This window comes from Bacillus thuringiensis (assembly GCF_001455345.1).
GTDB lineage: Bacteria > Bacillota > Bacilli > Bacillales > Bacillaceae_G > Bacillus_A > Bacillus_A thuringiensis_N.
In genome coordinates this window covers 4,367,271-4,389,168 of sequence record NZ_CP013274.1, presented here as the reverse complement: position 1 = coordinate 4,389,168, position 21,898 = coordinate 4,367,271, and the positions used below count along the sequence as shown (strand labels likewise).

The following is a 21,898-nucleotide window of genomic DNA, read 5'->3' as shown; positions in this document are numbered from 1 at the left end:
ATAGTATAATATACTTAAAAATAATAAAAGTAAACTATTTTATACTTTAAGGTGGTTTTATAGATGAAAGAACATGAAGATATGCAAACGAAAGAGGTCATTCAGCAAGTAGGTCAGCTATTAAGACAAATTCGAAATGAACAAAAATTAAGTTTAGAAGAATTAGCTCAAAAAACAGGGGTTAGTAAATTAACATTAGGAAAGATTGAAAGAGGCGAAACGAATCCGACGTTAGCTGTCATTTGGAAAATAACGAAAGGATTATCGATTCCTTTATCGAGATTGATGGTTGTTGGAGAACCTGTAGCTGTTGCGCGCTGCGGAGAAGGATTTGCAGTAGATGTGGGACAAGCATGGCACTTAGAAACGATGTTCCGTTATACGAAAGAAACAGGAATGGAAATGCACCGTGCTTGTTTGAGATCGAATAGTATATATGAACCAGAAGCTCATCATGAAGGTGCTATTGAGCTTGTAACGGTCATGAAGGGGAAAGTATCGATTCAAGTGGAGAATGATATATACAAATTAAATGAGTTTGACTCCATTCAATTTGAAGCGAATAAGAAACATATTTATAAAAATGAAGAAGATGAAGTGGCAGTATTACATTTAACGATGAAATACTCTTCATGAAAAAATCCCCTATAGAAAAAACTATAGGGGATTTTTTATATGTTTTGTTCAAATATATTGAATGAAGTTATTAGTAAGAACGTGGCATAAGGAATAAACAAATGAAATAAACTAAAAAACCTGTTCCGAAACATAAAATAGCAATAACCCAAAGGATACGAATAAGAGTAGAGCTAATATCAAAATATTCTCCTAAACCACCACATACACCAAATAACATTTTATCAGTTTCCGATTTATATAATTTTTTTGACATATTACGATCAACTCCTTTTTATATCAAACTATATACTTCTATTCTATATGGAAATTTATGAGAAGACTATGAGGTTGTATTACATTTTTTTAGGGAACAGTCATATTAATTGTCTTAATTTTCAGTTGATATTAAAATTATAGTAAGACGTAACTTTTAATAAAGGGTGGGGAAATAGAGATGACAGTATATTGGTTGACTAATGTAACGCTTGAATCGGGGTATACATATGAAGAGGGGAGAATTTCAAAAACAGAAACAGAGTTATGTAGTTTACTTATTGAAGAGGGACGAATTAAAAAAATCATAGCAGGGACTGTTCAAGAGGAAGGGGTACTCATTCTTGATGCGAATCGTTTATTAATTTTGCCCGCTTTCGAAGAGATGCATATTCACATTGATAAGACGTATTATAGTGGTCCTTGGAAAGCTTGCATGCCAGCAGAAAGTATTTTTACACGTTTTAATGAAGAAGAAAAAATTTTGCCGAAGCAATTAGCAACTGCTCAAGATAGGGCGGAAAATATGCTAGCGTTATTGCTCCGAAATGGTGCGACGAATATAAGAACGCATTGTAATGTTGATCCGATTATTGGGCTTGGTAATTTGGAGGCGACGTTAGCGGCGTTGGAAACATATAAAGATCAGGTTTCTGGTAGAATTGTTGCTTTTCCGCAACATGGATTATTGCGCAGTAATTCTGTGCAACTTGTGAAAGATGCGATGCGTATGGGGGCGCATCTAGTCGGTGGAGTGGATCCAGCTACAGTGGATAATGATATTGAAAAATCATTACATACCATTATGGATATCGCAGTAGAATTTAATGCGGATGTTGATATTCATCTGCATGATGCGAATAATCTTGGGACGTTTACGATGAAGAGATTGGCAAATTTAACAGAAGAAGCGGGATGGCAAGGTCGCGTAACAATTAGTCATGCGCTTGGACTTGGTGGTGTTACGGATAAAGAAGCGGAAGAAGTGGCGGAAAGACTAGCGGCTTTACATATCGATATTACTTCAACGGTACCGATTGGGAAACAAGTAATCCCAATTCCGTTATTAGATAAAAAAGGTGTGAAAGTTTCATTAGGAAATGATAGTATTACTGATCATTGGTCACCGTTTGGAACGGGTGATATGCTGCAAAAGGCAAATCGATTAGCGGAACGTTTCGGATGGAGTGATGAAAGGTCTTTAGGAAAAGCACTTCGCTTTATTACGGGAGGAAAAGAAACGTTAAACGATGATGGGAAGCGAGCATGGCCGAATGTAGGAGATGAAGCGAGTTTTGTTTTGACGAATGCAACATGTACTGCTGAAGCGGTAGCGCGTCAAACAGAGAAGCGTTTCGTTGTACATAAAGGAAATATTGTTGTTGGTAGTTTAAATGAGGTGGAATTAAATAATCTTGTGTAAAAGAATCGTTTGAATGTGTTGAGGAGGGTTCTAATTGTGAGTGTAGAACTCTTCTTTTTTATGTTTAAAATATATTTCTTATAGGTTAGCTAGGAAGGATGAAAAATTTGGACAATCAACATAATCAAAATCATATTATGGGGACCTTGCAATGGTTTATATTTTTATTGGCGAATTCAATCGCATTACCAATTGTCGTTGGCGGATTATTTCATCTTACGACGGGAGAAATATTTTATTTGATGCAGCGTACGTTTTTTGTAGTTGGTATATCTTCTTTTTTACAAGGGTGGCTTGGACATAGACTTCCAATTGCGGATGGACCAGCTGGATCTTGGGTTGGAGTATTTACCGTACTTGCTTACGCAACTGTCGGGCAAAACCAATTACATAGTACATTGCAAATTTTAGAATTAGGAATGATAATTTCCGGTGTTATTTTAATAGGATTAGGAGTAACTGGTTTTATCGGACGTATTTTATTTTTATTTACGCCGCTTGTGACAGGGACGTTTTTACTTTTATTATGTTTACAATTAAGCGGTGTATTTTTAAAAGGAATGCTAGGAATTACTGCTACTGCTTCCCAAATCGATGGATTTACAGCGATAATCGCGTTTAGTATATTTTTGTTCGTTATTATACTATCTAATTTTGGAAAAGGTTTTGTCAAAAGTTATGCGGTTTTAATAGGATTAATTAGTGGATGGATTCTTTTTCTAATGGCAGGAAAAGTTACGATTCCATCTCAAGTAACTCAGTTTGTGCAATTTCCGCAAATATTTGCTTGGGGTCTTCCAAAGTGGAATACAGGTATGGCTGTATCAAGTTTCGTTATGGTATGTATTTTAGTTTCAAATACAGTGGCAGCTATTATAGCAATTAATCAAGCTACCATTCAAAAAGCGACTATTGAACAGAAACAGTTGAAGGATGGTACGTGGGTTGGAGGAATTTCGCACATCATTTCTTCCGTATTTTCAACTGTAGGTGTCGTTCCATTACCAGCAACGGCAGGGTTTATTCGCTTAACAAAACAAAAATATATACGCTCGTTCTTACTAGCATGTATGTTACTAGTCGTAATGTCGATGTTTCCAAGTATTATTCGTTACTTAGCATCGTTACCATCCGCTGTTGCATCTGCAGTTTTAATGGCTTCATTCGTACAGTTAATTGGAATTGGGTTAAATAATATAAAACAAGTGGAGCTTAATGAAAGGAATGTAACGATTTTAGGCGTTGCAGTATTATTTGGCAGCGGTGTTATGTTTTTACCGTCTGGAGCGCTCCAATCCTTACCGTCTGTTATGCAATATATATTCGGAAATGGTTTGTTCGTAGGTACAGTTGTCAGCATATTACTAGAACAAATATGGCGTGCCGAAAAGCAAGTGGATACAAAGAGTGAACGCACTGTATAAAAGTCTAAAATAACATGAGAAATAAAGCCCATTTTCATTCACCACCCGCACATTTCGTTCATACAATATCTTGACTAAATAAACACCCAACTTACACATACACAGCTCTGGCTTAAGCAAGGAGGGTTATACCAGTTGAAGGAAAAAGCGTATCAATCTAAACCGTTACTCACAAAGAGAGAGAGAGAAGTATTTGAATTGCTGGTTCAAGATAAAACAACAAAAGAAATTGCGGGTGAACTTTTTATCAGTGAAAAAACAGTACGCAACCACATCTCAAACGCAATGCAAAAGCTAGGAGTTAAAGGACGTTCACAAGCAGTTGTTGAGCTTCTTCGTATGGGAGAGCTCGAGTTATAAAAAGAAAGCCGACTTTTATAAAAGAGTCGGCTATTTTTCTGTTTATATTTTGAACTTAAAAAAGGTATCTCAGACTGTGAGGGGGAAGATATGTTTAAGAAAGAAATGTTAAAAATAACTATTTTAAAATATGATGAGGTATCCTTGTCATCCATGGATAAGAAGGTGTAAATATGAAGTTGTATTTTAAGGATATGGAGATAGGTGAAATTAAAGATGTTTTTGGAGATATGCCATGGATGTATGGAACAATTCGTCTATACGAGAATAGTAAACCGTTCCAAAAATATTTTCGTGAGATGGTAGACGAAGATAGTGCATTTGATTTTGAAATCATAGACCATGAATTTTTATATGAAGAAAATTGGTCTATTTTTGATGAGGATGATCAGCGGTATTTAGGAATTGATATACCTGCTATTCATATGGAGGATACAACAATTGCGTGGCGTTGGAGATAAAAGCTATAAAGTTGTGAACGTCTTTGTACGAAAGAATTCAAACGATAACAACAAGCTGACTTTTATACAAAGGGTCCGCTTGTTGTTATCGCTTTTTTCGCTTGCTATATGAATGATAAGAACACTCCATACATAAATAGGTAGTAAGGAGGGGATATGTTGAAAAGGATATTGTTAGTTTCAACAAGCGCTCATGATATGAATGGACACCCGACTGGTTTGTGGTTGGAAGAGCTCGCAGCTCCTTATAATTTGTTTAAAAAAGCTAAGTTCGATGTTGATATTGTGTCGATACAGGGTGGTAGAGTGCCGATTGATAGAGTGTCTATTCCGAACGGGATACCTCGTGAATTTAAGCATGTCGCTTCTTTAGTGCAAAATACGAATCCGATCTCAACGGTTCATTTTTCGGATTATGATGCGGTTTTATTTGGTGGTGGGCACGGGGCGATTGTAGATTTTCCAGGTAATCCATATGTTGCAAATTTGATTGAGAATATGTACAACAATAATCGGATTGTAGCGGCTGTTTGTCACGGAGTAAGTTCTTTAGTCGGTGTAAAAAATAAAGATGGCTCGTTTTTGGTTGCTGGTAAGCGTATAACAGGTTATACGAATGATGAGGAAAAAGCTGTACATTTAGAAAAGCGAGTGCCGTTTTTATTAGAAAGTAAATTGAAAGAAGAAGGGGCTTTGTTTTATGTGGCTCCAAATTTCACGCCGCATGTCGTAGTAGAGGGGCGTTTAATTACAGGACAAAATCCGCAGTCTAGTATGGAAATAGGGAAAGCTATAAGAAGAGCTGTAAATACATTATAGAAAAAATGCTCGCTACTTATAAAGGTAGCGGGCATTTTTCTATAGTGCAAATTGAAAACCTCTTAAACTAAAAAGATATATCGAGTATAATGACTTCATTTATAATTAATCGTGAATTTGCTATACTATTTTGTATGGACAAAAGGGGAGGCTCTCTTAATGAGAAAAGTTGCGTGTGCAAATACTTATATTAATAAAATAAAGCCCGTTATTAGAAAAACGAGTTTTAGCCAATTGAAAATAGATGAAATTGCGAAATATATGGATATTAGTAAAGCTACTTTATATAAACGTTTTTCTTCAAAAGATGAGATTATTGAAGCGATTGTAGAAGATTTTATGAACTATCTTCTTGAAGGCGATGCGGATAATCAAGATGAAAGTATGTCTTTTGCAGAACGTTTCCAAAAGACGTTTATTCACTCTTTAAAATGTGTGACATATATTTCAGATGTCTTTTTACAAGATTTGAAAGAGGCATATCCGCACTTATCTGATCAGTTAGTTGCTGCACAACAAAATCGTAATCATAATTTGCAAATGTTTTTTGAGGCTGGTATGGAACAAGGTTACTTTAATAAAATGAACGCACAATTATTTATGGTGCAAGATGATGTGATGTTAAGACGTATTATAGATCATTCTTTTTGTATTCAGTACGATATTACATTAAAGAAAGCGATACTTGATTTTTATCAACTAAAGAAGTATCAACTTTTTAAATCAGAGTATATAGAAGCAATTGATGATTCGGAAATTGAAAAAGAAGTTATGGCTATTTTGCAAATGATTTCGTAAAAAAGCAGGTTTTCCTATAGTAATGGAAAACCTGCTTTTTTTATTACATGTTATTTTTTATGTGTTGTAATATTAATTCAGCTACTGGACCACCTGAAGCTGGGTTTTGACCAGTTATAACACGATTATCTTCTACAGCGTAAGCTTCCCAAGGTTGCGCAGCTTTTTCGTAAAGCCCTCCATTTTTAATGAGTTCATCTTCTGTTAAAAATGGAACGAATTGATCTAATTCAGCCAATTTCTCCTCTTCATTTGAGAATCCTGTTACTCTTTTGCCGCTAATTAAACGTTCCCCATTACTTAATGTGATATGAAATAAACCGGCGGCTCCGTGACAAACAGAGGAAACGATTCCGCCATTTTCATAAATGTTGCGGCTAATCATTTGGAGTTCTTTATTTTCTGGGAAGTCCCAAATTACACCGTGACCGCCTGCGTAATAAATCGCAGCGTAGTCTTCTGGATTCACTTCACTCGGCTTCATTGTAGAACCGAGACGATTCATAAATTCTTTCTTTTGATACCATTCCCAATCGATGCTCTCCGCCATTGCTAAACTATGCGGATCAATCGGTGTATAACCACCTTGTGGGCTAACATAATCTACTTCGTAACCAGCTTCTTCAACTTTTTTAACGAAATGGACAGCCTCACCAAGCCAAAGACCAGTAGCTCGATTTAAATTTGGATATTTTTCTACGCTCGTTAATACAACTAACATTTTTTTCTTCATCATACTCCTCCTGTAATGTTTCTTCTATATAAAATTTCATTATTTTATTAAGTTAGAAATTGCAAATTTGAATAACCATGTCAGTCCTCCTTATATCGGATTCGAAATTAGTGTATAACAATTTTTGAACAAAGTAAACTAAAAAGACTTAATTAGTTTACTTTGTATATTTTTCGTTGACAAACTGTAATGCTGAAACTATGATAGTTCCATGAATATCGAACAATGTACATGTTTCGTTTCGAATTCAGTTTGTCGCGCGATAAATGTATACATTTGATGACGTTGTTTAGTGGTGATACAGGAGCTAAACAAATTTACCCCGCTATTTGCCGGGCAGTAAGATTCCGACCTGAGAATTCAGCGAAAGCAAAGAAATTAGTTGGGGGATCAACTGCCCGTAAAAGCTCGATTGGTTCAACTTATAATCAGCGGGGGATGAAGCCCCTGCTGATTAAAGTTTCACTTTATTTTTATTTACAGTTACTACAATCAGGAGAGGTGTTACACATGGAGAAAGATATAAGTAACCATTCAAAATGGTTTGTTTTCACATTATGTTTTATCGTTTTATTGGGACCGATGAATGCGGTTTTATTTAATGTTGCGTTAGAGGATATTGCTCATGATTTATCCATTAGTCAATTGAAAGTAAGTTGGGTTGTAGTAGGTTATTCCTTAGTTGTTGGTATTGGTTCAATGATATATGGGAAGCTTGCTGATCGTTACAGTGTTAAAAAACTATTAATTATTTCGATTATCATATTTGTAGTAGGTTCTATTATTGGATTTATGAATCAATCTTATGCGATTACCATTCTTGCAAGATTAGTACAGGCGAGCGGGGGAGCGGCGTTTATTGCGCTTAGTATGATTGCAGTGGCAAAATTAGTTGTTCCTCATAAGAAGCCTGGTGCGTTAGCGATGATTAGTTCTTCTATTGCATTAGCAATAGGTATTGGCCCTTTAGTTGGCGGGGCTATTACAAATACACTAGGGTGGCCATATTTATTTTTATTTATGGTTATTTCAGTAGTGGGGATTTTCTTGCTTATGAAATTTATGCCAGAAGAAGCGCTGCATACGGATGAAGCGTTTCATTTTGATTACATTGGAGCGGCGTTACTATTTGCATTCATTACGACTATTTTATTAGGTGTCAATATGAATAGTTGGCTATTTGTGTTATCGGTAATTTTCTTATTTTTATTTACGGTTCGTATGAAGAAAGCGGAGCATCCATTTATCGATATTGAGTTATTTTCGAACAAAGCATTTCTTCGTTTAATAACAGTCGGATTTATAATTAATGTGGCGTTATGTGCTAATTTATTATTATTACCATTACTGTTAGGGAGAGTGCACGGATTGTCGCCATTTGTTATCGGAATTGTATTATTTGTTGCATCACTCTTTGGTATTGTGTCTAGTTTTATTACTGGAAAGATTGTCCCTTCGTTTGGACATGTGAATATGATTTATGTAGCGTCTGTCATTATGATTGTTGGCTTTTTGATTTTAGGGTTTATTCCGAATGGAAGTATAGTCGTTATTGTATTGGCGATTATTTTAACGTTTATGAGTTATTCAGCCATTCAAGTATCATTAAACACATTTATACCGAAAACATTACATGCAGCTAAAGTTGGAGTCGGTCTTGGTTTATATAATTTAATTAACTTTTTCGGTATGGCATTTGGACCAGCTGTAGCAAGCGAAATTATGGAATCTACAAATAGTTATCGTTTGAATTTTATTTTAATCGTTATGTTAATTTCTGCGCATTTCTTCTTATTAATAGGAATGTCTTCTTTCCAAAAAAAGATGGAGCATTAAATATGTACTTTATATAGAAGAAACCGACTTTCCTATAGAAGGTCGGTTATTTTTCTGTCTTGCAAATTATGAAAAAAAGGAGCAAAATAAAAAAGGTCTTAGTCTATACAGGTACAAATGAAAATTTTCATACAGAAGCAGTTTAAGTTAGCGAACTTAAAGTGTGTAAAATATAATGATAAAATAAGATGATGAATGAGAAAACGGGTGATGAAGTTGAATAGAGCAATCGGTGTTATCGATTCAGGAGTTGGCGGTTTAACAGTAGCGAAGGAATTAATTCGTCAGTTGCCGAAAGAGCGCATTATATATTTAGGGGATACAGCACGTTGCCCTTATGGTCCGCGTTCTCGAGAAGAAGTGCGTCAATTTACGTGGGAAATGACGGAGCATTTACTAGATTTAAATATTAAAATGTTAGTTATTGCGTGTAATACAGCAACTGCAGTTGTATTAGAAGAGATGCAGAAACAATTACCAATTCCGGTGGTAGGAGTTATTCACCCAGGATCACGTACAGCTTTAAAAATGACAAACACGTATCATGTTGGGATTATTGGAACAATCGGAACGGTGAAAAGTGGTGCATACGAAGAAGCGCTAAAGTCTATTAATAATCGTGTTATGGTAGAAAGTTTAGCGTGTCCGCCTTTCGTTGAGCTTGTAGAGAGTGGTAATTTCGAAAGTGAAATGGCGTATGAAGTTGTAAGAGAAACGTTGCAACCGCTGAAGAATACTGATATTGATACACTTATTTTAGGTTGTACACATTATCCAATTTTAGGTCCTGTTATTAAACAAGTAATGGGAGATAAAGTGCAACTAATTAGTTCTGGTGATGAAACGGCGCGTGAAGTAAGTACAATTTTATACCATAGTAAAATGTTGAATGAGGGAGAGGAACAAAGTGATCATCTCTTCTTAACAACAGGAAAAATAGGCCTATTTAAAGAAATTGCATCAAAATGGTTCGGTCAACCGATTGAAAATGTGAAACATATTCATTTAGAAAAAGAATAATAGTAGAATCCATATAAGTGAACTCCTGAGAAATCAGGAGTTTTTTTGTTTATAGGGAGCACAGCTTGTTCTAAAAAGTGAAACAGCTCGTATACATAATAGTACAAACTTAGATTTTAGGGGGGAATGGCATGCCTAAATCCACTTTTAAATGGGTTGTTGGTGCTACTGTGAGCGCTGTTTTACTAACAGGGTGTGGCTTTATAAATCAGGAGAAAGCAACGGAACAAATTGATCCGCCAAAACAAGTTACGTATACAGAGGGTGGAAAGAAAGAAGTAGCTAAGAAAGATAAGCAAGGACAAACGGTGAATAGAGAAATATACCTTGTTGATAAAAATGGCTATGTTGTGCCGCAAACGTTAGCTATACCTACTCCGAAAGCAAATGAGGTCATTCAGCAAACGTTAGAGTACCTTGTGAAAGATGGACCGGTAACGAATTTATTACCGAATGGGTTCCGTGCAGTCATTCCAGCGAATACATCGATGACCCTAAATTTGAAAAAAGATGGGACGGCAGTCATTGATTTCTCTAAAGAAATGAAAAACTATGCGAAAGAGGAAGAACGTCAAATCGTTGAATCTATTGCATGGACGTTGACGCAATTTAAAGAAATAAAACAAGTGCAGTTCCAAATAAATGGTGAAAAATTGGCGAAGATGCCTGTTGGTGGTACACCGCTTGGTGAAGGTGTGAGCCGTGCGAACGGTATCAACTTCGATGATGAACAAGTAGCGGATGTAACAAATACAAAACCAGTTACCCTTTATTTTATGGCGCAAAATAATAATAAACAGCAATACTACGTGCCAGTAACACGCCGCGTTGTAGAAGGAAAAGAAAATGATTATGCAACCATTATAGATGAACTTGTAAAAGGACCGATTCATCAATCGCTCCTGAATGATTTCAATCCAGGAGTTAAGCTGATTACGAATCCGAAATTACAAGACGGAAATCTTACATTAAACTTTAATGAAAATATATTTATAAATCCAGATAAAAATATGATTTCAAATTACGTATTGAAGTCATTAGTTTTATCTTTAACAGAAAAGAAAGGCGTGAAAAGTGTTTCTATTGAAGTGAATGGTAAAGCAAATCTTATAGATGAAAAGGGCGGAAAATTAATAAAACCTGTAGATCGTCCAGAAAACGTGAATACAGGTAGTTTTTAATCGTCGATAATTTGATATACTTAAGTAAGAAAGAGGAATTGCTTTTTGGGTTCCTCTTCTTTTATTGTATACATATCATACATTTAAATTTGGCTATACTAACAAGTAGTTATGAGGAGGTTATTTTTATGCGAGTAGATGGTAGAGAGAAAACAGAATTGCGCCATATACATATTCATACGAATTATTTAAAACATCCAGAAGGATCAGTATTAATTGAGGTTGGGGATACAAAGGTAATTTGCTCAGCGACAATTGAAGAGCGTGTCCCGCCATTTATGCGTGGAGAAGGAAAGGGCTGGGTAACAGCTGAATACGCGATGATTCCACGTGCGACAGAACAACGTACAATTAGGGAGTCAAGTAAAGGGAAAGTAACAGGACGTACAATGGAAATCCAGCGCTTAATTGGACGAGCATTACGTGCGGTAGTTGACTTAGAAGCACTTGGTGAGAGAACGGTCTGGATTGATTGTGATGTTATTCAAGCTGATGGTGGAACGAGAACTGCTTCTATTACAGGTGCATATGTAGCAATGGTATTAGCTTTCGAGAAGTTATTACAAGCAGAAAAAGTATCTAAAATTCCAGTAAAAGATTATTTAGCAGCAACGTCAGTAGGGATTGTTGAAGGGCAAGGTGTTGTTTTAGATTTAAACTATGCAGAAGATTCTAAAGCAGACGTTGATATGAATGTAATTATGACTGGAAAAGGCCAGTTTGTTGAAGTACAAGGAACTGGAGAAGAAGCGACGTTCAGCAGAGCACAGTTAAATGAATTACTTGATGCTGCAGAACAAGGCATTTTCCAACTGATTGATATGCAAAAAGAAGCGTTAGGTGACATCGTATCTCATATAGAGTAGAGGTGGAAAATATGAAACAAGTTGTTGTAGCGACAAAAAATATGGGGAAAGTACGTGAATTTGCTGAGTTATTTGAGCGATTTGATTTAGAAGTGAAATCATTACACGATTTTCCTCATATTGAAGAAGTCGAAGAAACTGGTGAAACATTTGAAGAAAATGCGATCTTAAAAGCGGATAGTTTGAGTAGACAGTTGAATGCAATCGTAATTGCGGATGATTCAGGTCTTATTGTAGATGCTTTAAACGGGAAACCAGGCGTGTATTCAGCTCGTTTTGCTGGAGAGCCGAAAGATGATCAAGCGAATATTGATAAAGTTTTACAAGAATTAAATGACGTAGCGTTTGAAAAGCGTAAAGCTCGTTTCTACTGTGCATTAGCGGTTGCTTTCCCTGAAGGGGATAAAAAGCCTGTCATTGTAAATGGGACATGTGAAGGATTTATTTTAGAACAACGCCGCGGGGAAAACGGCTTTGGATATGATCCGATCTTTTATGTGGAAGAATATAAAAAAGCGATGGCGGAACTAAGTTCAGATGAGAAAAATGCTATTAGTCACCGCGGACGTGCTCTACGTAAGCTGGAAGAAAAAATCCCTGAATGGTTTTTAGGAGAATAAGGGAGAGAGATTGATGAAAGCTTTAATCGTAAGCGATAGTCATAGCTCTGTGAAGGAATTACAGCAGTTAAAAGAGAAGTATGAAGGGAAAGTAGATATCATGATTCATTGCGGTGATTCAGAGCTAACGCCTGCTCATGAAGAGCTGCAAGGTTTCCATGTTGTAAAAGGGAATTGTGATTATGCTAACTTTCAAGACGAAATTGTAACTGATGTAGACGGCATTCGTTTCGTAGTTGTGCACGGACATCGTCATAACGTGAAAATGACGTTACAAACATTAGCGTACCGTGCAGAAGAAGTAGGGGCGCAAGTTGCATGCTTCGGACACTCTCACGTATTAGGTGCGGAATTAATCGACGGCGTTTTATTTATTAATCCAGGCAGTATTTTATTACCGCGTCAGCGTATAGAAAAGACATTTGCCTTATTAGAAATGGATGGAAATCAAATGGAAGTTCGTTTTGAAACACTAGACGGACAGCTAGTTGAACAAGCAGTTTTTAAAAGAGGATAATAAAAATTATCCTCTTTTAAAAAAGGTGTTGACTTTATGTATGGTTATACATATAATAAATATTGTCGATAGGGCAACAGCGCTAACGAAGAAAAATAAAATAACATATGCGGGTGTAGTTTAGTGGTAAAACAAGAGCCTTCCAAGCTCTGGTCGAGAGTTCGATTCTCTTCACCCGCTCCATGTCCCAGTAGCTCAGCCGGATAGAGCATACGCCTTCTAAGCGTACGGTCGGGAGTTCGAATCTCTCCTGGGACGCTAAAAAAACCTTGTTATCTTTTGATAACAAGGTTTTTTGTTTGTCTATCAATTGATGTATGTGCAAGAGGTTTAAAAATATTATAACGTGATATATGAAAATGAGTATATGCAACAGATTAAAGTGCATTAAAAAGAGCGCTTAAAAACGCTCTTTGCTAGTCAGTTATATTATTTGTTTGTTCAGGCTCATCAAATGGTTTATGCACGTATTGAAAACCGTATCCAGCTTCAACGAGAACTTCATCAACCTTTTCTAAAAATTCTTTGCCCCATTCAGTAAAAAGATATTTCCCGAATATCTTAATAACAAAACCATACCCTTTTACTTCAGGATACCTTTCGTAAACCTCGTCACTTTCTATAAAGCCCAAATACAAATTGATTTTTTCTTGCAGTAATTCAATATGTTTTTCCTCATCAGACCAGTCTAATTCATCAGCGATGACTAAATAGGCTATTTTTTCTTCTTTATTGTAGCCCATAAAATCAACTTTTTCTAATTCGTATAAAGACATAAGTACACCTCTTATCTATTGTTTTCTTCTAATTTCAACTTTAGTTGGAGGTATTTCCGTACCGCCTACAAAAGGTGGTTTCCCTTTGCCTACAACTGTTGCGCCATATTCTTCAATTTCAGGGAAGGCTTTTTTCTGATTTTTAGTAAGGATACAGTAGGTGAAGATTTTAACTCTATTAAGTCAATCTTACCATTCTAGTAAGATTGAGCATCGATTGTCGGAACTTATCCCCGGCAGTGTGTTACAATTAATAGAAGCGGAAAACGATAATCTCCAATTGACTGGACCTGTGATTGGTTAGATGGTTTAAGAAGGTCGTATAAAAAAGGGAGATGGCGCAAAGATGGCGAGAGCAAATGAGAATGATTTAACGGAGAAATTGGCAGAAGGTCAACGGAAATATGGTGACGGCAACTTTACAATACAGAACATCGGTGATGAAACTAACCCGAATTGGACTGTCGTAAAAAATGTGAGGAAGGGATCGGCAGGCATTCGAGAAGAGGAAGATATATTAAGACTGCGATCAAAATATATAAAATAGTACGGAAATGGGCGGATCGGGAGTTCGAATTTCTCCTGGGGCGCTAAGAAAACCTTGTTATCTTTTGATAACAAGGTTTTTTGTTTGTTTTAAATTAGTTATTAATAAACTTCTCAAAGACAAAACCATAATCTTTCACATGATATTGTTTCTTCGTATCAACGAGCCAGTTAAAGGCGATTTCGTTCATCTCTTTAAATTGCTCTGCTAAGTTTACTTGTGCGTTTGAAATACGGCTAAAAGCATTAGATGCCATATCTAAACTTTTATGTGCATACTGCAATGTAATGTCGTTGTCGTATGAAATTTCTTCGATTTTAAGTAAAGCTTTATATAAATCTTTTAATTCCTCGATATGTTTTTTATGAACATCAATTGAGTAATGCTCATCGCCCATTTGAAACTTAATTTCTACATCTAAATCAATCGTTCCGGCAGTTTCAAGTGCTACGTTTTTAATTTGATATTTGCTATAACTAAAGCGGCGTAGTGTACGTTTTTTGATTGTCGCACTTGTGCCATCTAGGTGAATTAATCCTTTGTTTGTGAAACAATATTCATCTGATTTTGATTTAATTAGAAAATAAATTTTCTCTCCATCTTCATGCATTACGTAATCATCAGCATCAACTTTATCGTAATCTTTCGGTGTAATGACAGAACCTACATCGCTTAGTCCTAATACATCTGCAGCCATTTTTTTAAACATACATAATCCCCTTTTTAAATTAAATTCTTAATTGTATAAAAATATATTAACATGATTTTAATGAATTGTTTTCTTATAATTAAAAATATTTGAAGGTGAGTTGAGAAAAGGAACGAATAATTATTTTAATCCAAAATTATTTAGTAAATCTATTAGTTTAAGAGTGGATTTTCCGAAAAACAATCAAGAGAAAAAGTTAATTTTGCATGTGATTATAGAGAGATTCCGTGAAAGCGCCTCAAACGATATGAGGTGTTTTTCTATCCCTTTTTGAAATCTTACAATTCTGTAAGGTAACTGTAAGGTAGTTCGATGGTAACGAATTACTAATCCTCTATAATAAAGGTAACAACGATAAAACGAGGAGGAAGAAATGATGAAAGGATTAATCGTAACGGGTTTAACAGTTGCTTTTGGATTTGTAGCGTATGAGAAATTAACGTATGTAGTTGATGTTGTAAAACATTTAATCGCTTAGAGGAAGCTACCATGAGAGGGAAAGGGAATGAGTGAATGAATGGAATGGTTATTTGGAATTATAGGTACTTGTAGTGTAGTGTTATTGTTCTTTGTCCCAAGTGGTATACTTAGTTCGACGACGAGTTTGTTCTTCTTAAGTTTGTTTGCTTGTACGATGCTTATCATTATGTTTTTAATGAAGCGAAGTAAACCAATCTTCTATTTTAGCATGATTGTTATGGCAATTATTGTTCTCCAAATTATTACCCTTGTTATATACCCCACTATTATAAAAGCTTTCCAATAATGATGAATCCTCTGCTTTCATTGCTGAGGGTTTTTATTTGTACATTTTTAATTTAGAGTAAGGATTTGTTTATATTGAAATATAAAAATTAAATATTTTCATATTTCAAACAAAGGGTTTTGAGATGTTGTGTTCTCATTACTCATTTGATATATTTACTTTAAAGATAATTAAAATCTAGAAAAAGAGGCGGACGTATGGATAAAAAAGAAAATACGGTCGTATTGTTTCCGCAGCTATCAGAGCGATATATTGATGAAGGTTTTTTAGCACTGAAAGAGCGGAAATTCGAAGATGCATTGCGCTGCTTTGAAATATTACGTCAGTATAATGCAGAAACGGAACAAACGGAACTAGCTTCAGTTATTTGTTTGTTAGAGTTAAAACATATGGAAGAAGCGAAAGACAAATGTGAACAGTTGCTTGAAACAGGAGCTGTATTATTTGGTGATATTCTTGAAACGTATGTGACGATTTTAGTCCAAACAAATGATTATGAAGGCGTTATTGAAACCGTTGAAAAGGTATTGCAAACGAAAGATATAATGCCTGAGCAAAAGGAAAAATTAGCACAGCTCGCTTTATTTGCAGAAGGTATGTTAAATGAAGTGGAAACGTCACTAATCGATTCGAATTTTGAATTGGATGAGTTTACTAATGAAATGTTTGGAGAAAACTTTGGGCAAAAGCTAAGAGCGATTCAGCGACTTTCGTTAAAAGACTTAGATCTTGCATTACCTATTTTAAAGAAATTTTTAATAGACGAAAAACAGCACCCTTATTTGAAAACTTCTATTTTGTATAAAATGGTAGAAAATCAAATAGAAGAAGAGATAGAGGTAGAAAAGTTTGGGAATACGATTAAAGTGATTCCAGCATTTACAGGTCATAATGAGGAGCAATCCGATAACATTATACATACATTATCAAGTCGATTAGAGCAAAATTATCCTGATATATTTGATGCAATGGTTACATATTGGAAAGAATTGCGAATTAGCATTTTCCCATTTGCTCTATTAATGGATAAAGTGGAGATTTGGGCTGCTGTTTTAGAGAGAATTGGTAGAAAGCGTTTCGGATTGACTATCGATGAAGAAGAGCTTATGACAGCGTATAATATTGAATTAGAAGAGTTTCATATTGCCTATCAATGGTTATTACGTGTTGAAAGGGAAGGATATTTGCCCGTATAATTATGAAAAAGAATCGTTCGGTTCTTGAAACGAGCATATTCTATGTTATAATGTAAGGGTTGCAAAAGGCAGAAATCTGCCTGTTTGTAAGAGAAGAGAAGTGTAATTCTCTTACTTAATATGTTTCATATTATTCTCGAACAAAATATACCGTAGTTGTCTTTTAGGCAATTAGTAGATTGGAACATTATATCTGAAAGCTTTTGCTAGAGGATTATTTGTACTTTTGTTATTTCAAAAAAGAGATAATGAAGATCTTAATCTATAGAGGTATGTGCATACATTATTATAGTTGGAGGGAAAGAATAAATGGCTGCAAAATGGGAAAAATTAGAAGGTAACGTAGGCGTTTTAACAATCGAAGTTGATGCTAAAGAAGTAAACAACTCTATCGACGCTGCGTTCAAAAAAGTAGTAAAAACAATCAACGTACCAGGTTTCCGTAAAGGAAAAATGCCTCGTCCGTTATTCGAACAACGCTTTGGTATTGAATCTTTATACCAAGATGCTTTAGATATCATCTTACCAAAAGCATACGGTGAAGCGATCGATGAAGCTGGTATCTTCCCAGTTGATCATCCTGAAATCGACATCGAGAAGTTCGAAAAAAATGCTAACCTTATCTTCACTGCAAAAGTAACAGTGAAACCTGAAGTTAAATTAGGTGAGTACAAAGGTTTAGCAGTAGAAAAAGTTGAAACAACTGTAACTGACGAAGATGTAGAGAACGAATTAAAATCTTTACAAGAGCGTCAAGCTGAACTAGTTGTTAAAGAAGAAGGAACTGTTGAAAACGGTGATACAGCTGTAATCGACTTCGAAGGTTTCGTTGATGGCGAAGCATTTGAAGGCGGAAAAGGCGAAAACTACTCTCTAGCAATCGGTTCTGGTACATTCATCCCAGGTTTCGAAGAGCAAGTAATTGGTCTTAAATCTGGTGATTCTAAAGACGTTGAAGTATCATTCCCAGAAGAGTACCATGCTGCTGAATTAGCTGGCAAACCAGCAACATTCAAAGTAACAATTCACGAAATTAAAACAAAAGAACTTCCTGAGTTAAACGACGAGTTCGCTAAAGAAGCAGACGAAGCGGTTGCAACTCTTGATGAATTAAAAGCAAAACTTCGTACAAACTTAGAAGAAGGCAAAAAGCACGAAGCTGAGCACAAAGTACGTGACGAAGTAGTAGAATTAGCTGCTGCTAACGCTGAAATCGAAATTCCAGAAGCTATGATCAACACTGAGTTAGATCGTATGGTTCGTGAATTCGAGCAACGTTTAAGCCAACAAGGTATGAACCTTGAGCTTTACTACCAATTCACAGGTACTGATGCTGACAAGTTAAAAGAGCAAATGAAAGAAGACGCTCAAAAACGCGTAAGAATCAACCTTGTTCTTGAAGCTATCATTGAAGCTGAAAACATCGACGTTACTGAAGAAGAAGTAACTGCAGAAGTTGAAAAAATGGCTGAAATGTACGGTATGCCAGTAGACGCTATCAAGCAAGCTCTTGGAAGCGTAGACGCTTTAGCTGAAGATCTTAAAGTGCGTAAAGCTGTAGACTTCTTAGTAGAAAACGCTGCATAATAAAATAACAAGGCGCGATTTTAATCGTGCCTTGTTTTATAAATATAGAAATATATTTATAAAACTTTTCGATGAAGAAGGAAAACTTCCTTAATAAGTCGAATATACATATTTCAAAAGTTTTAAAAACTTTTTATTTGTACATAACTAGTCATATTATTTGTATTTCTCGCCACGTAGTGACATAATATGTATTTACATACGATACATTTATCGTGTACATACGAAGGCAAGAGGTTAGCACTTTGTAAGGGGTGTGAAAATATGTTTAAATTTAATGATGAAAAAGGGCAATTAAAATGTTCTTTCTGTGGTAAAACACAAACGCAAGTTCGAAAGTTAGTTGCAGGTCCAGGTGTTTACATTTGTGACGAGTGTATCGAACTTTGTACTGAAATTGTACAAGAGGAGCTTGCGAAAGACGAAGAAGTAGAATTCAAAGATGTACCGAAACCGGTAGAAATTCGTGAAATCTTAGATGAGTATGTCATCGGACAAGATAACGCGAAAAAAGCACTAGCGGTAGCGGTATATAACCATTACAAACGCATTAATTCTAACAGCAAAATTGATGATGTAGAATTAGCGAAGAGTAATATCGCACTTATCGGGCCAACAGGTAGTGGTAAAACATTACTGGCACAAACGTTAGCGCGTATTTTAAATGTTCCATTTGCAATCGCGGACGCGACATCTTTAACTGAAGCTGGATACGTTGGGGAAGATGTAGAAAACATCTTACTTAAATTAATCCAAGCAGCTGATTATGATGTAGAGAAAGCGGAAAAAGGAATCATTTATATTGATGAGATTGATAAAGTGGCACGTAAGTCCGAAAATCCATCAATTACACGTGATGTATCTGGTGAAGGTGTGCAGCAGGCACTTCTGAAAATTTTAGAAGGTACTGTAGCAAGCGTTCCACCTCAAGGTGGTCGTAAGCATCCGCACCAAGAGTTTATTCAAATTGATACAACGAACATCTTATTCATCTGTGGTGGAGCGTTTGATGGCATCGAGCCAATTATTAAACGTCGTCTTGGTGAAAAAGTAATTGGATTTGGTTCTGAGAAGAAAAATGCTGATGTAAATGAGAAGCATGTTTTATCTCACGTATTACCAGAGGACCTTTTAAGATTTGGTTTAATTCCAGAGTTTATCGGTCGTCTTCCAGTTATTGCGAACCTAGAACCGCTTGATGAAGATGCTCTTGTTGATATTTTAACGAAACCGAAAAATGCACTTGTTAAGCAATTCCAAAAACTATTGGAGCTTGACGATGTTGAGTTAGAGTTTGAAGAAGGCGCACTAATTGAAATTGCGAAAAAAGCAATTGAACGTAAAACGGGTGCTCGTGGACTTCGTTCTATTATTGAAGGCTTAATGCTAGATGTAATGTTCGAACTTCCATCTCGTAAAGATATCGAGAAGTGTGTTCTTACAAAAGAAACAGTAGCTGATAATGCACCGCCAAAATTGGTGTTACAAGACGGTACTGTACTTGATACAAAAACATCTGCATAATGCGAAGGAGAAACAGCAATTTTTATAATTGCTGTTTTTCTTTATGTTTAGCTATGTTCCTCCGCGGAAATACTAAGAGATAAAACATTGCGGGAGGAAATAAATGATGAGCTGGACAAATATATTTTTACTTGTTCAACTTGTTTTTGGTGTAATTGTCGGATTGTATTTTTGGCATTTACTTCGAAATCAGCGAACACAAAAAGTTTCAATTGATCGAGAATCGAAAAAAGAATTAGAACAGCTTCGTAAAATGCGTGAGATTTCTTTAACAGAGCCGCTTGCGGAAAAGGTACGTCCTACATCCTTTTTAGATATTGTAGGGCAAGAGGACGGGATTAAGTCGTTAAAAGCGGCTCTTTGTGGTCCGAATCCACAGCATGTGATTATATATGGCCCACCAGGTGTCGGAAAGACAGCGGCAGCACGTCTCGTATTAGAAGAAGCGAAACGAAATCCGAAATCTCCATTTCGCACAAATGCAACATTTATTGAACTGGATGCGACGACAGCTCGGTTTGATGAACGTGGTATTGCAGACCCTTTAATCGGTTCGGTGCATGATCCAATTTATCAAGGTGCTGGTGCGATGGGGCAAGCAGGTATTCCGCAACCGAAAAAAGGTGCGGTAACAGATGCACACGGTGGTATTTTGTTTATTGATGAGATTGGTGAACTACATCCGATTCAAATGAACAAAATGTTAAAGGTGTTAGAAGATCGGAAAGTGTTTTTGGAAAGTGCATACTATAGTGAAGAGAATACGATGATCCCAACGTATATACATGACATTTTTCAAAAAGGTTTACCAGCCGATTTTCGCTTGGTTGGGGCGACGACACGTTCGCCAGAGGAGATTCCTCCTGCTATTCGATCGCGCTGTTTAGAAGTGTTTTTCCGTGAGTTAGATACAGAAGAAATTCAAAAAGTAGCGAAGAATGCAGCTGACAAAGTGGAAATGCAAATTGGTGAGAATGGTATTGAAATGATAGGGATGTATACAAGAAATGGACGAGAAGCGATTAATCTTGTACAAATTTCAGCTGGAATGGCAATAAATGAGGAGCGTTCTTTCATTAAAGATGAAGATATAGAGTGGGTTGTTCACTCTAGTCAGCTTACACCGAAGTATGAAAAGCGTATTTATCCTATTCCGAGAATCGGTCTTGTAAATGGACTTGCTGTGTACGGACCAAATACAGGTGCGTTATTAGAAATTGAAGTAACAGCAATCAAGGCAAAAGATAAAGGATCGGTAAATGTTACCGGAATTGTTGAAGAGGAAAGTATTGGTAGTCAAACGAAATCAATTCGCCGTAAAAGTATGGCGAAAGGTTCTGTAGATAATGTATTAACAGTACTTCGTTCTCTAGATGTGTTGCCAGAAGGGTACGATATACATATTAATTTTCCAGGTGGTATCCCAATTGATGGGCCTTCTGCAGGAATTGCTATGGCAACAGGTGTATATTCAGCAGTGCATCGTACGTATGTGAATAATGAAGTAGCGATGACCGGTGAGATAAGTATACACGGAGAAGTGAAACCTATTGGTGGTGTGTACGCAAAAATAAAAGCCGCGAAAAAAGCAGGTGCTAGGAAAGTTATCATTCCTGCTGAAAACATGCAACCGTTTTTGTACACAATAAAAGGAATTGAAATCATTCCTGTTCGTAAGTTAAATGAAGTATTTGAGCTAACATTTATGCAGGAAAATATGCATCGAGAGCTTGATATACATACTGCTGTGGACGAAACAGATGCACAATCAATGTGAAAATAAACAATAATAAAATTTGCCAGACTTCGTTTAAGTTTGTATGCTTAATCGGAGTCTTTTTTCT

23 protein-coding genes and 2 tRNA genes are annotated in these 21,898 nt (G+C 36.0%); 21 read left to right on the top strand and 4 right to left on the bottom strand.

The annotated features are described in order from the left end of the window. Window positions 1-63: 63 nt before the first annotated feature. Window positions 64-636: a helix-turn-helix domain-containing protein gene (locus ATN06_RS22900; protein ID WP_060632439.1), complete on the top strand. Its 573-nt coding sequence runs from the start codon at window positions 64-66 to the stop codon at window positions 634-636. A 70-nt stretch (window positions 637-706) separates the two neighbouring features. Here the strand turns inward: ATN06_RS22900 and ATN06_RS22895 are convergent, their stop codons facing one another. Next, a complete protein-coding gene (locus ATN06_RS22895) occupies window positions 707-892 on the bottom strand; it encodes a PspC domain-containing protein (protein WP_060632438.1) in 186 nt (61 codons plus the stop codon). Between the two features lie 180 nt (window positions 893-1,072). Between ATN06_RS22895 and ATN06_RS22890 the strand changes: the two genes are divergently transcribed. The 6 genes from ATN06_RS22890 (at window position 1,073) to ATN06_RS22865 (ending at window position 6,176) form a co-directional block, all read left to right on the top strand. Further along, window positions 1,073-2,314: an amidohydrolase family protein gene (locus ATN06_RS22890; protein WP_060632437.1), complete on the top strand. Its 1,242-nt coding sequence runs from the start codon at window positions 1,073-1,075 to the stop codon at window positions 2,312-2,314. A 98-nt stretch (window positions 2,315-2,412) separates the two neighbouring features. Further along, entirely contained in the window at window positions 2,413-3,738 is a 1,326-nt protein-coding gene (locus tag ATN06_RS22885) for a purine/pyrimidine permease (RefSeq protein ID WP_060632436.1), read from the top strand. A gap of 135 nt (window positions 3,739-3,873) precedes the next feature. Further along, window positions 3,874-4,098 (top strand): spore germination transcription factor GerE, encoded by a 225-nt coding sequence (gene gerE, locus ATN06_RS22880; protein ID WP_000659484.1) that lies wholly within the window; start codon window positions 3,874-3,876, stop codon window positions 4,096-4,098. Window positions 4,099-4,271: 173 nt separating this feature from the next. Next, window positions 4,272-4,559 carry a hypothetical protein gene (locus ATN06_RS22875; RefSeq protein WP_060632435.1) on the top strand — a complete coding sequence of 96 codons (288 nt, stop codon included), beginning with the start codon at window positions 4,272-4,274 and terminating at the stop codon, window positions 4,557-4,559. Between the two features lie 156 nt (window positions 4,560-4,715). Further along, on the top strand, window positions 4,716-5,378 hold the full coding sequence (locus ATN06_RS22870) for a type 1 glutamine amidotransferase domain-containing protein (RefSeq protein ID WP_060632434.1): 663 nt from the start codon (window positions 4,716-4,718) through the stop codon (window positions 5,376-5,378). A 159-nt stretch (window positions 5,379-5,537) separates the two neighbouring features. Further along, entirely contained in the window at window positions 5,538-6,176 is a 639-nt protein-coding gene (locus ATN06_RS22865) for a TetR/AcrR family transcriptional regulator (protein WP_060632433.1), read from the top strand. 43 nt (window positions 6,177-6,219) lie between these two features. Here the strand turns inward: ATN06_RS22865 and ATN06_RS22860 are convergent, their stop codons facing one another. Next, complete coding sequence (locus tag ATN06_RS22860) at window positions 6,220-6,909, bottom strand: type 1 glutamine amidotransferase domain-containing protein (RefSeq protein ID WP_060632432.1); 690 nt, start codon at window positions 6,907-6,909, stop codon at window positions 6,220-6,222. Window positions 6,910-7,419: 510 nt separating this feature from the next. Here ATN06_RS22860 and ATN06_RS22855 point away from each other — a divergent pair. From ATN06_RS22855 to ATN06_RS22815, 8 genes are all read left to right on the top strand, one after another. Then, window positions 7,420-8,745 (top strand): MFS transporter, encoded by a 1,326-nt coding sequence (locus tag ATN06_RS22855; protein WP_060632431.1) that lies wholly within the window; start codon window positions 7,420-7,422, stop codon window positions 8,743-8,745. A gap of 210 nt (window positions 8,746-8,955) precedes the next feature. Further along, complete coding sequence (gene racE / locus ATN06_RS22850) at window positions 8,956-9,765, top strand: glutamate racemase (protein ID WP_060632430.1); 810 nt, start codon at window positions 8,956-8,958, stop codon at window positions 9,763-9,765. A 131-nt stretch (window positions 9,766-9,896) separates the two neighbouring features. Continuing rightward, window positions 9,897-10,946 carry a spore germination protein GerM gene (gene gerM / locus ATN06_RS22845; RefSeq protein ID WP_060632429.1) on the top strand — a complete coding sequence of 350 codons (1,050 nt, stop codon included), beginning with the start codon at window positions 9,897-9,899 and terminating at the stop codon, window positions 10,944-10,946. A 128-nt stretch (window positions 10,947-11,074) separates the two neighbouring features. Further along, the gene (gene rph, locus ATN06_RS22840; RefSeq protein WP_060632428.1) at window positions 11,075-11,812 is read left to right on the top strand and encodes a ribonuclease PH; all 738 of its coding nucleotides are present in this window, start codon (window positions 11,075-11,077) and stop codon (window positions 11,810-11,812) included. 11 nt (window positions 11,813-11,823) lie between these two features. Next, window positions 11,824-12,432, top strand: coding sequence for an XTP/dITP diphosphatase (locus tag ATN06_RS22835; RefSeq protein WP_000815935.1), 609 nt, complete (start codon window positions 11,824-11,826; stop codon window positions 12,430-12,432). A gap of 13 nt (window positions 12,433-12,445) precedes the next feature. After that, window positions 12,446-12,949, top strand: a complete 504-nt coding sequence (locus tag ATN06_RS22830; protein WP_060632427.1) for a metallophosphoesterase — start codon at window positions 12,446-12,448, stop codon at window positions 12,947-12,949. A 109-nt stretch (window positions 12,950-13,058) separates the two neighbouring features. Continuing rightward, a tRNA-Gly gene (locus tag ATN06_RS22820) sits at window positions 13,059-13,132 on the top strand. Window position 13,133: 1 nt separating this feature from the next. Further along, window positions 13,134-13,207: transfer RNA gene (locus tag ATN06_RS22815), tRNA-Arg, on the top strand. A 158-nt stretch (window positions 13,208-13,365) separates the two neighbouring features. On the opposite strand, the gene ATN06_RS22810 is transcribed toward ATN06_RS22815, so the two are convergent. Continuing rightward, a complete protein-coding gene (locus tag ATN06_RS22810) occupies window positions 13,366-13,725 on the bottom strand; it encodes a DUF6572 domain-containing protein (RefSeq protein WP_060632425.1) in 360 nt (119 codons plus the stop codon). A gap of 346 nt (window positions 13,726-14,071) precedes the next feature. On the opposite strand from ATN06_RS22810, the gene ATN06_RS22805 reads away from it, so the two are divergent. Further along, window positions 14,072-14,272, top strand: a complete 201-nt coding sequence (locus ATN06_RS22805) for a hypothetical protein (RefSeq protein ID WP_060632424.1) — start codon at window positions 14,072-14,074, stop codon at window positions 14,270-14,272. Window positions 14,273-14,366: 94 nt separating this feature from the next. On the opposite strand, the gene ATN06_RS22800 is transcribed toward ATN06_RS22805, so the two are convergent. Continuing rightward, window positions 14,367-14,981 carry a PH domain-containing protein gene (locus tag ATN06_RS22800; protein ID WP_060632423.1) on the bottom strand — a complete coding sequence of 205 codons (615 nt, stop codon included), beginning with the start codon at window positions 14,979-14,981 and terminating at the stop codon, window positions 14,367-14,369. Between the two features lie 517 nt (window positions 14,982-15,498). On the opposite strand from ATN06_RS22800, the gene ATN06_RS22795 reads away from it, so the two are divergent. The 5 genes from ATN06_RS22795 to lonB all read left to right on the top strand — a co-directional run bounded on the left by ATN06_RS22795 (window position 15,499) and on the right by lonB (window position 21,831). After that, window positions 15,499-15,747, top strand: a complete 249-nt coding sequence (locus ATN06_RS22795; protein ID WP_060632422.1) for a hypothetical protein — start codon at window positions 15,499-15,501, stop codon at window positions 15,745-15,747. Between the two features lie 197 nt (window positions 15,748-15,944). Next, the gene (locus ATN06_RS22790) at window positions 15,945-16,943 is read left to right on the top strand and encodes a tetratricopeptide repeat protein (protein WP_060632421.1); all 999 of its coding nucleotides are present in this window, start codon (window positions 15,945-15,947) and stop codon (window positions 16,941-16,943) included. A gap of 309 nt (window positions 16,944-17,252) precedes the next feature. Next, window positions 17,253-18,530: a trigger factor gene (gene tig / locus ATN06_RS22785; RefSeq protein ID WP_060632420.1), complete on the top strand. Its 1,278-nt coding sequence runs from the start codon at window positions 17,253-17,255 to the stop codon at window positions 18,528-18,530. Window positions 18,531-18,794: 264 nt separating this feature from the next. Further along, a complete protein-coding gene (gene clpX / locus ATN06_RS22780) occupies window positions 18,795-20,054 on the top strand; it encodes an ATP-dependent protease ATP-binding subunit ClpX (RefSeq protein ID WP_000472281.1) in 1,260 nt (419 codons plus the stop codon). A 106-nt stretch (window positions 20,055-20,160) separates the two neighbouring features. Next, window positions 20,161-21,831, top strand: coding sequence for an ATP-dependent protease LonB (gene lonB, locus ATN06_RS22775; protein ID WP_060633187.1), 1,671 nt, complete (start codon window positions 20,161-20,163; stop codon window positions 21,829-21,831). The last annotated feature ends 67 nt before the right edge of the window (window positions 21,832-21,898 follow it).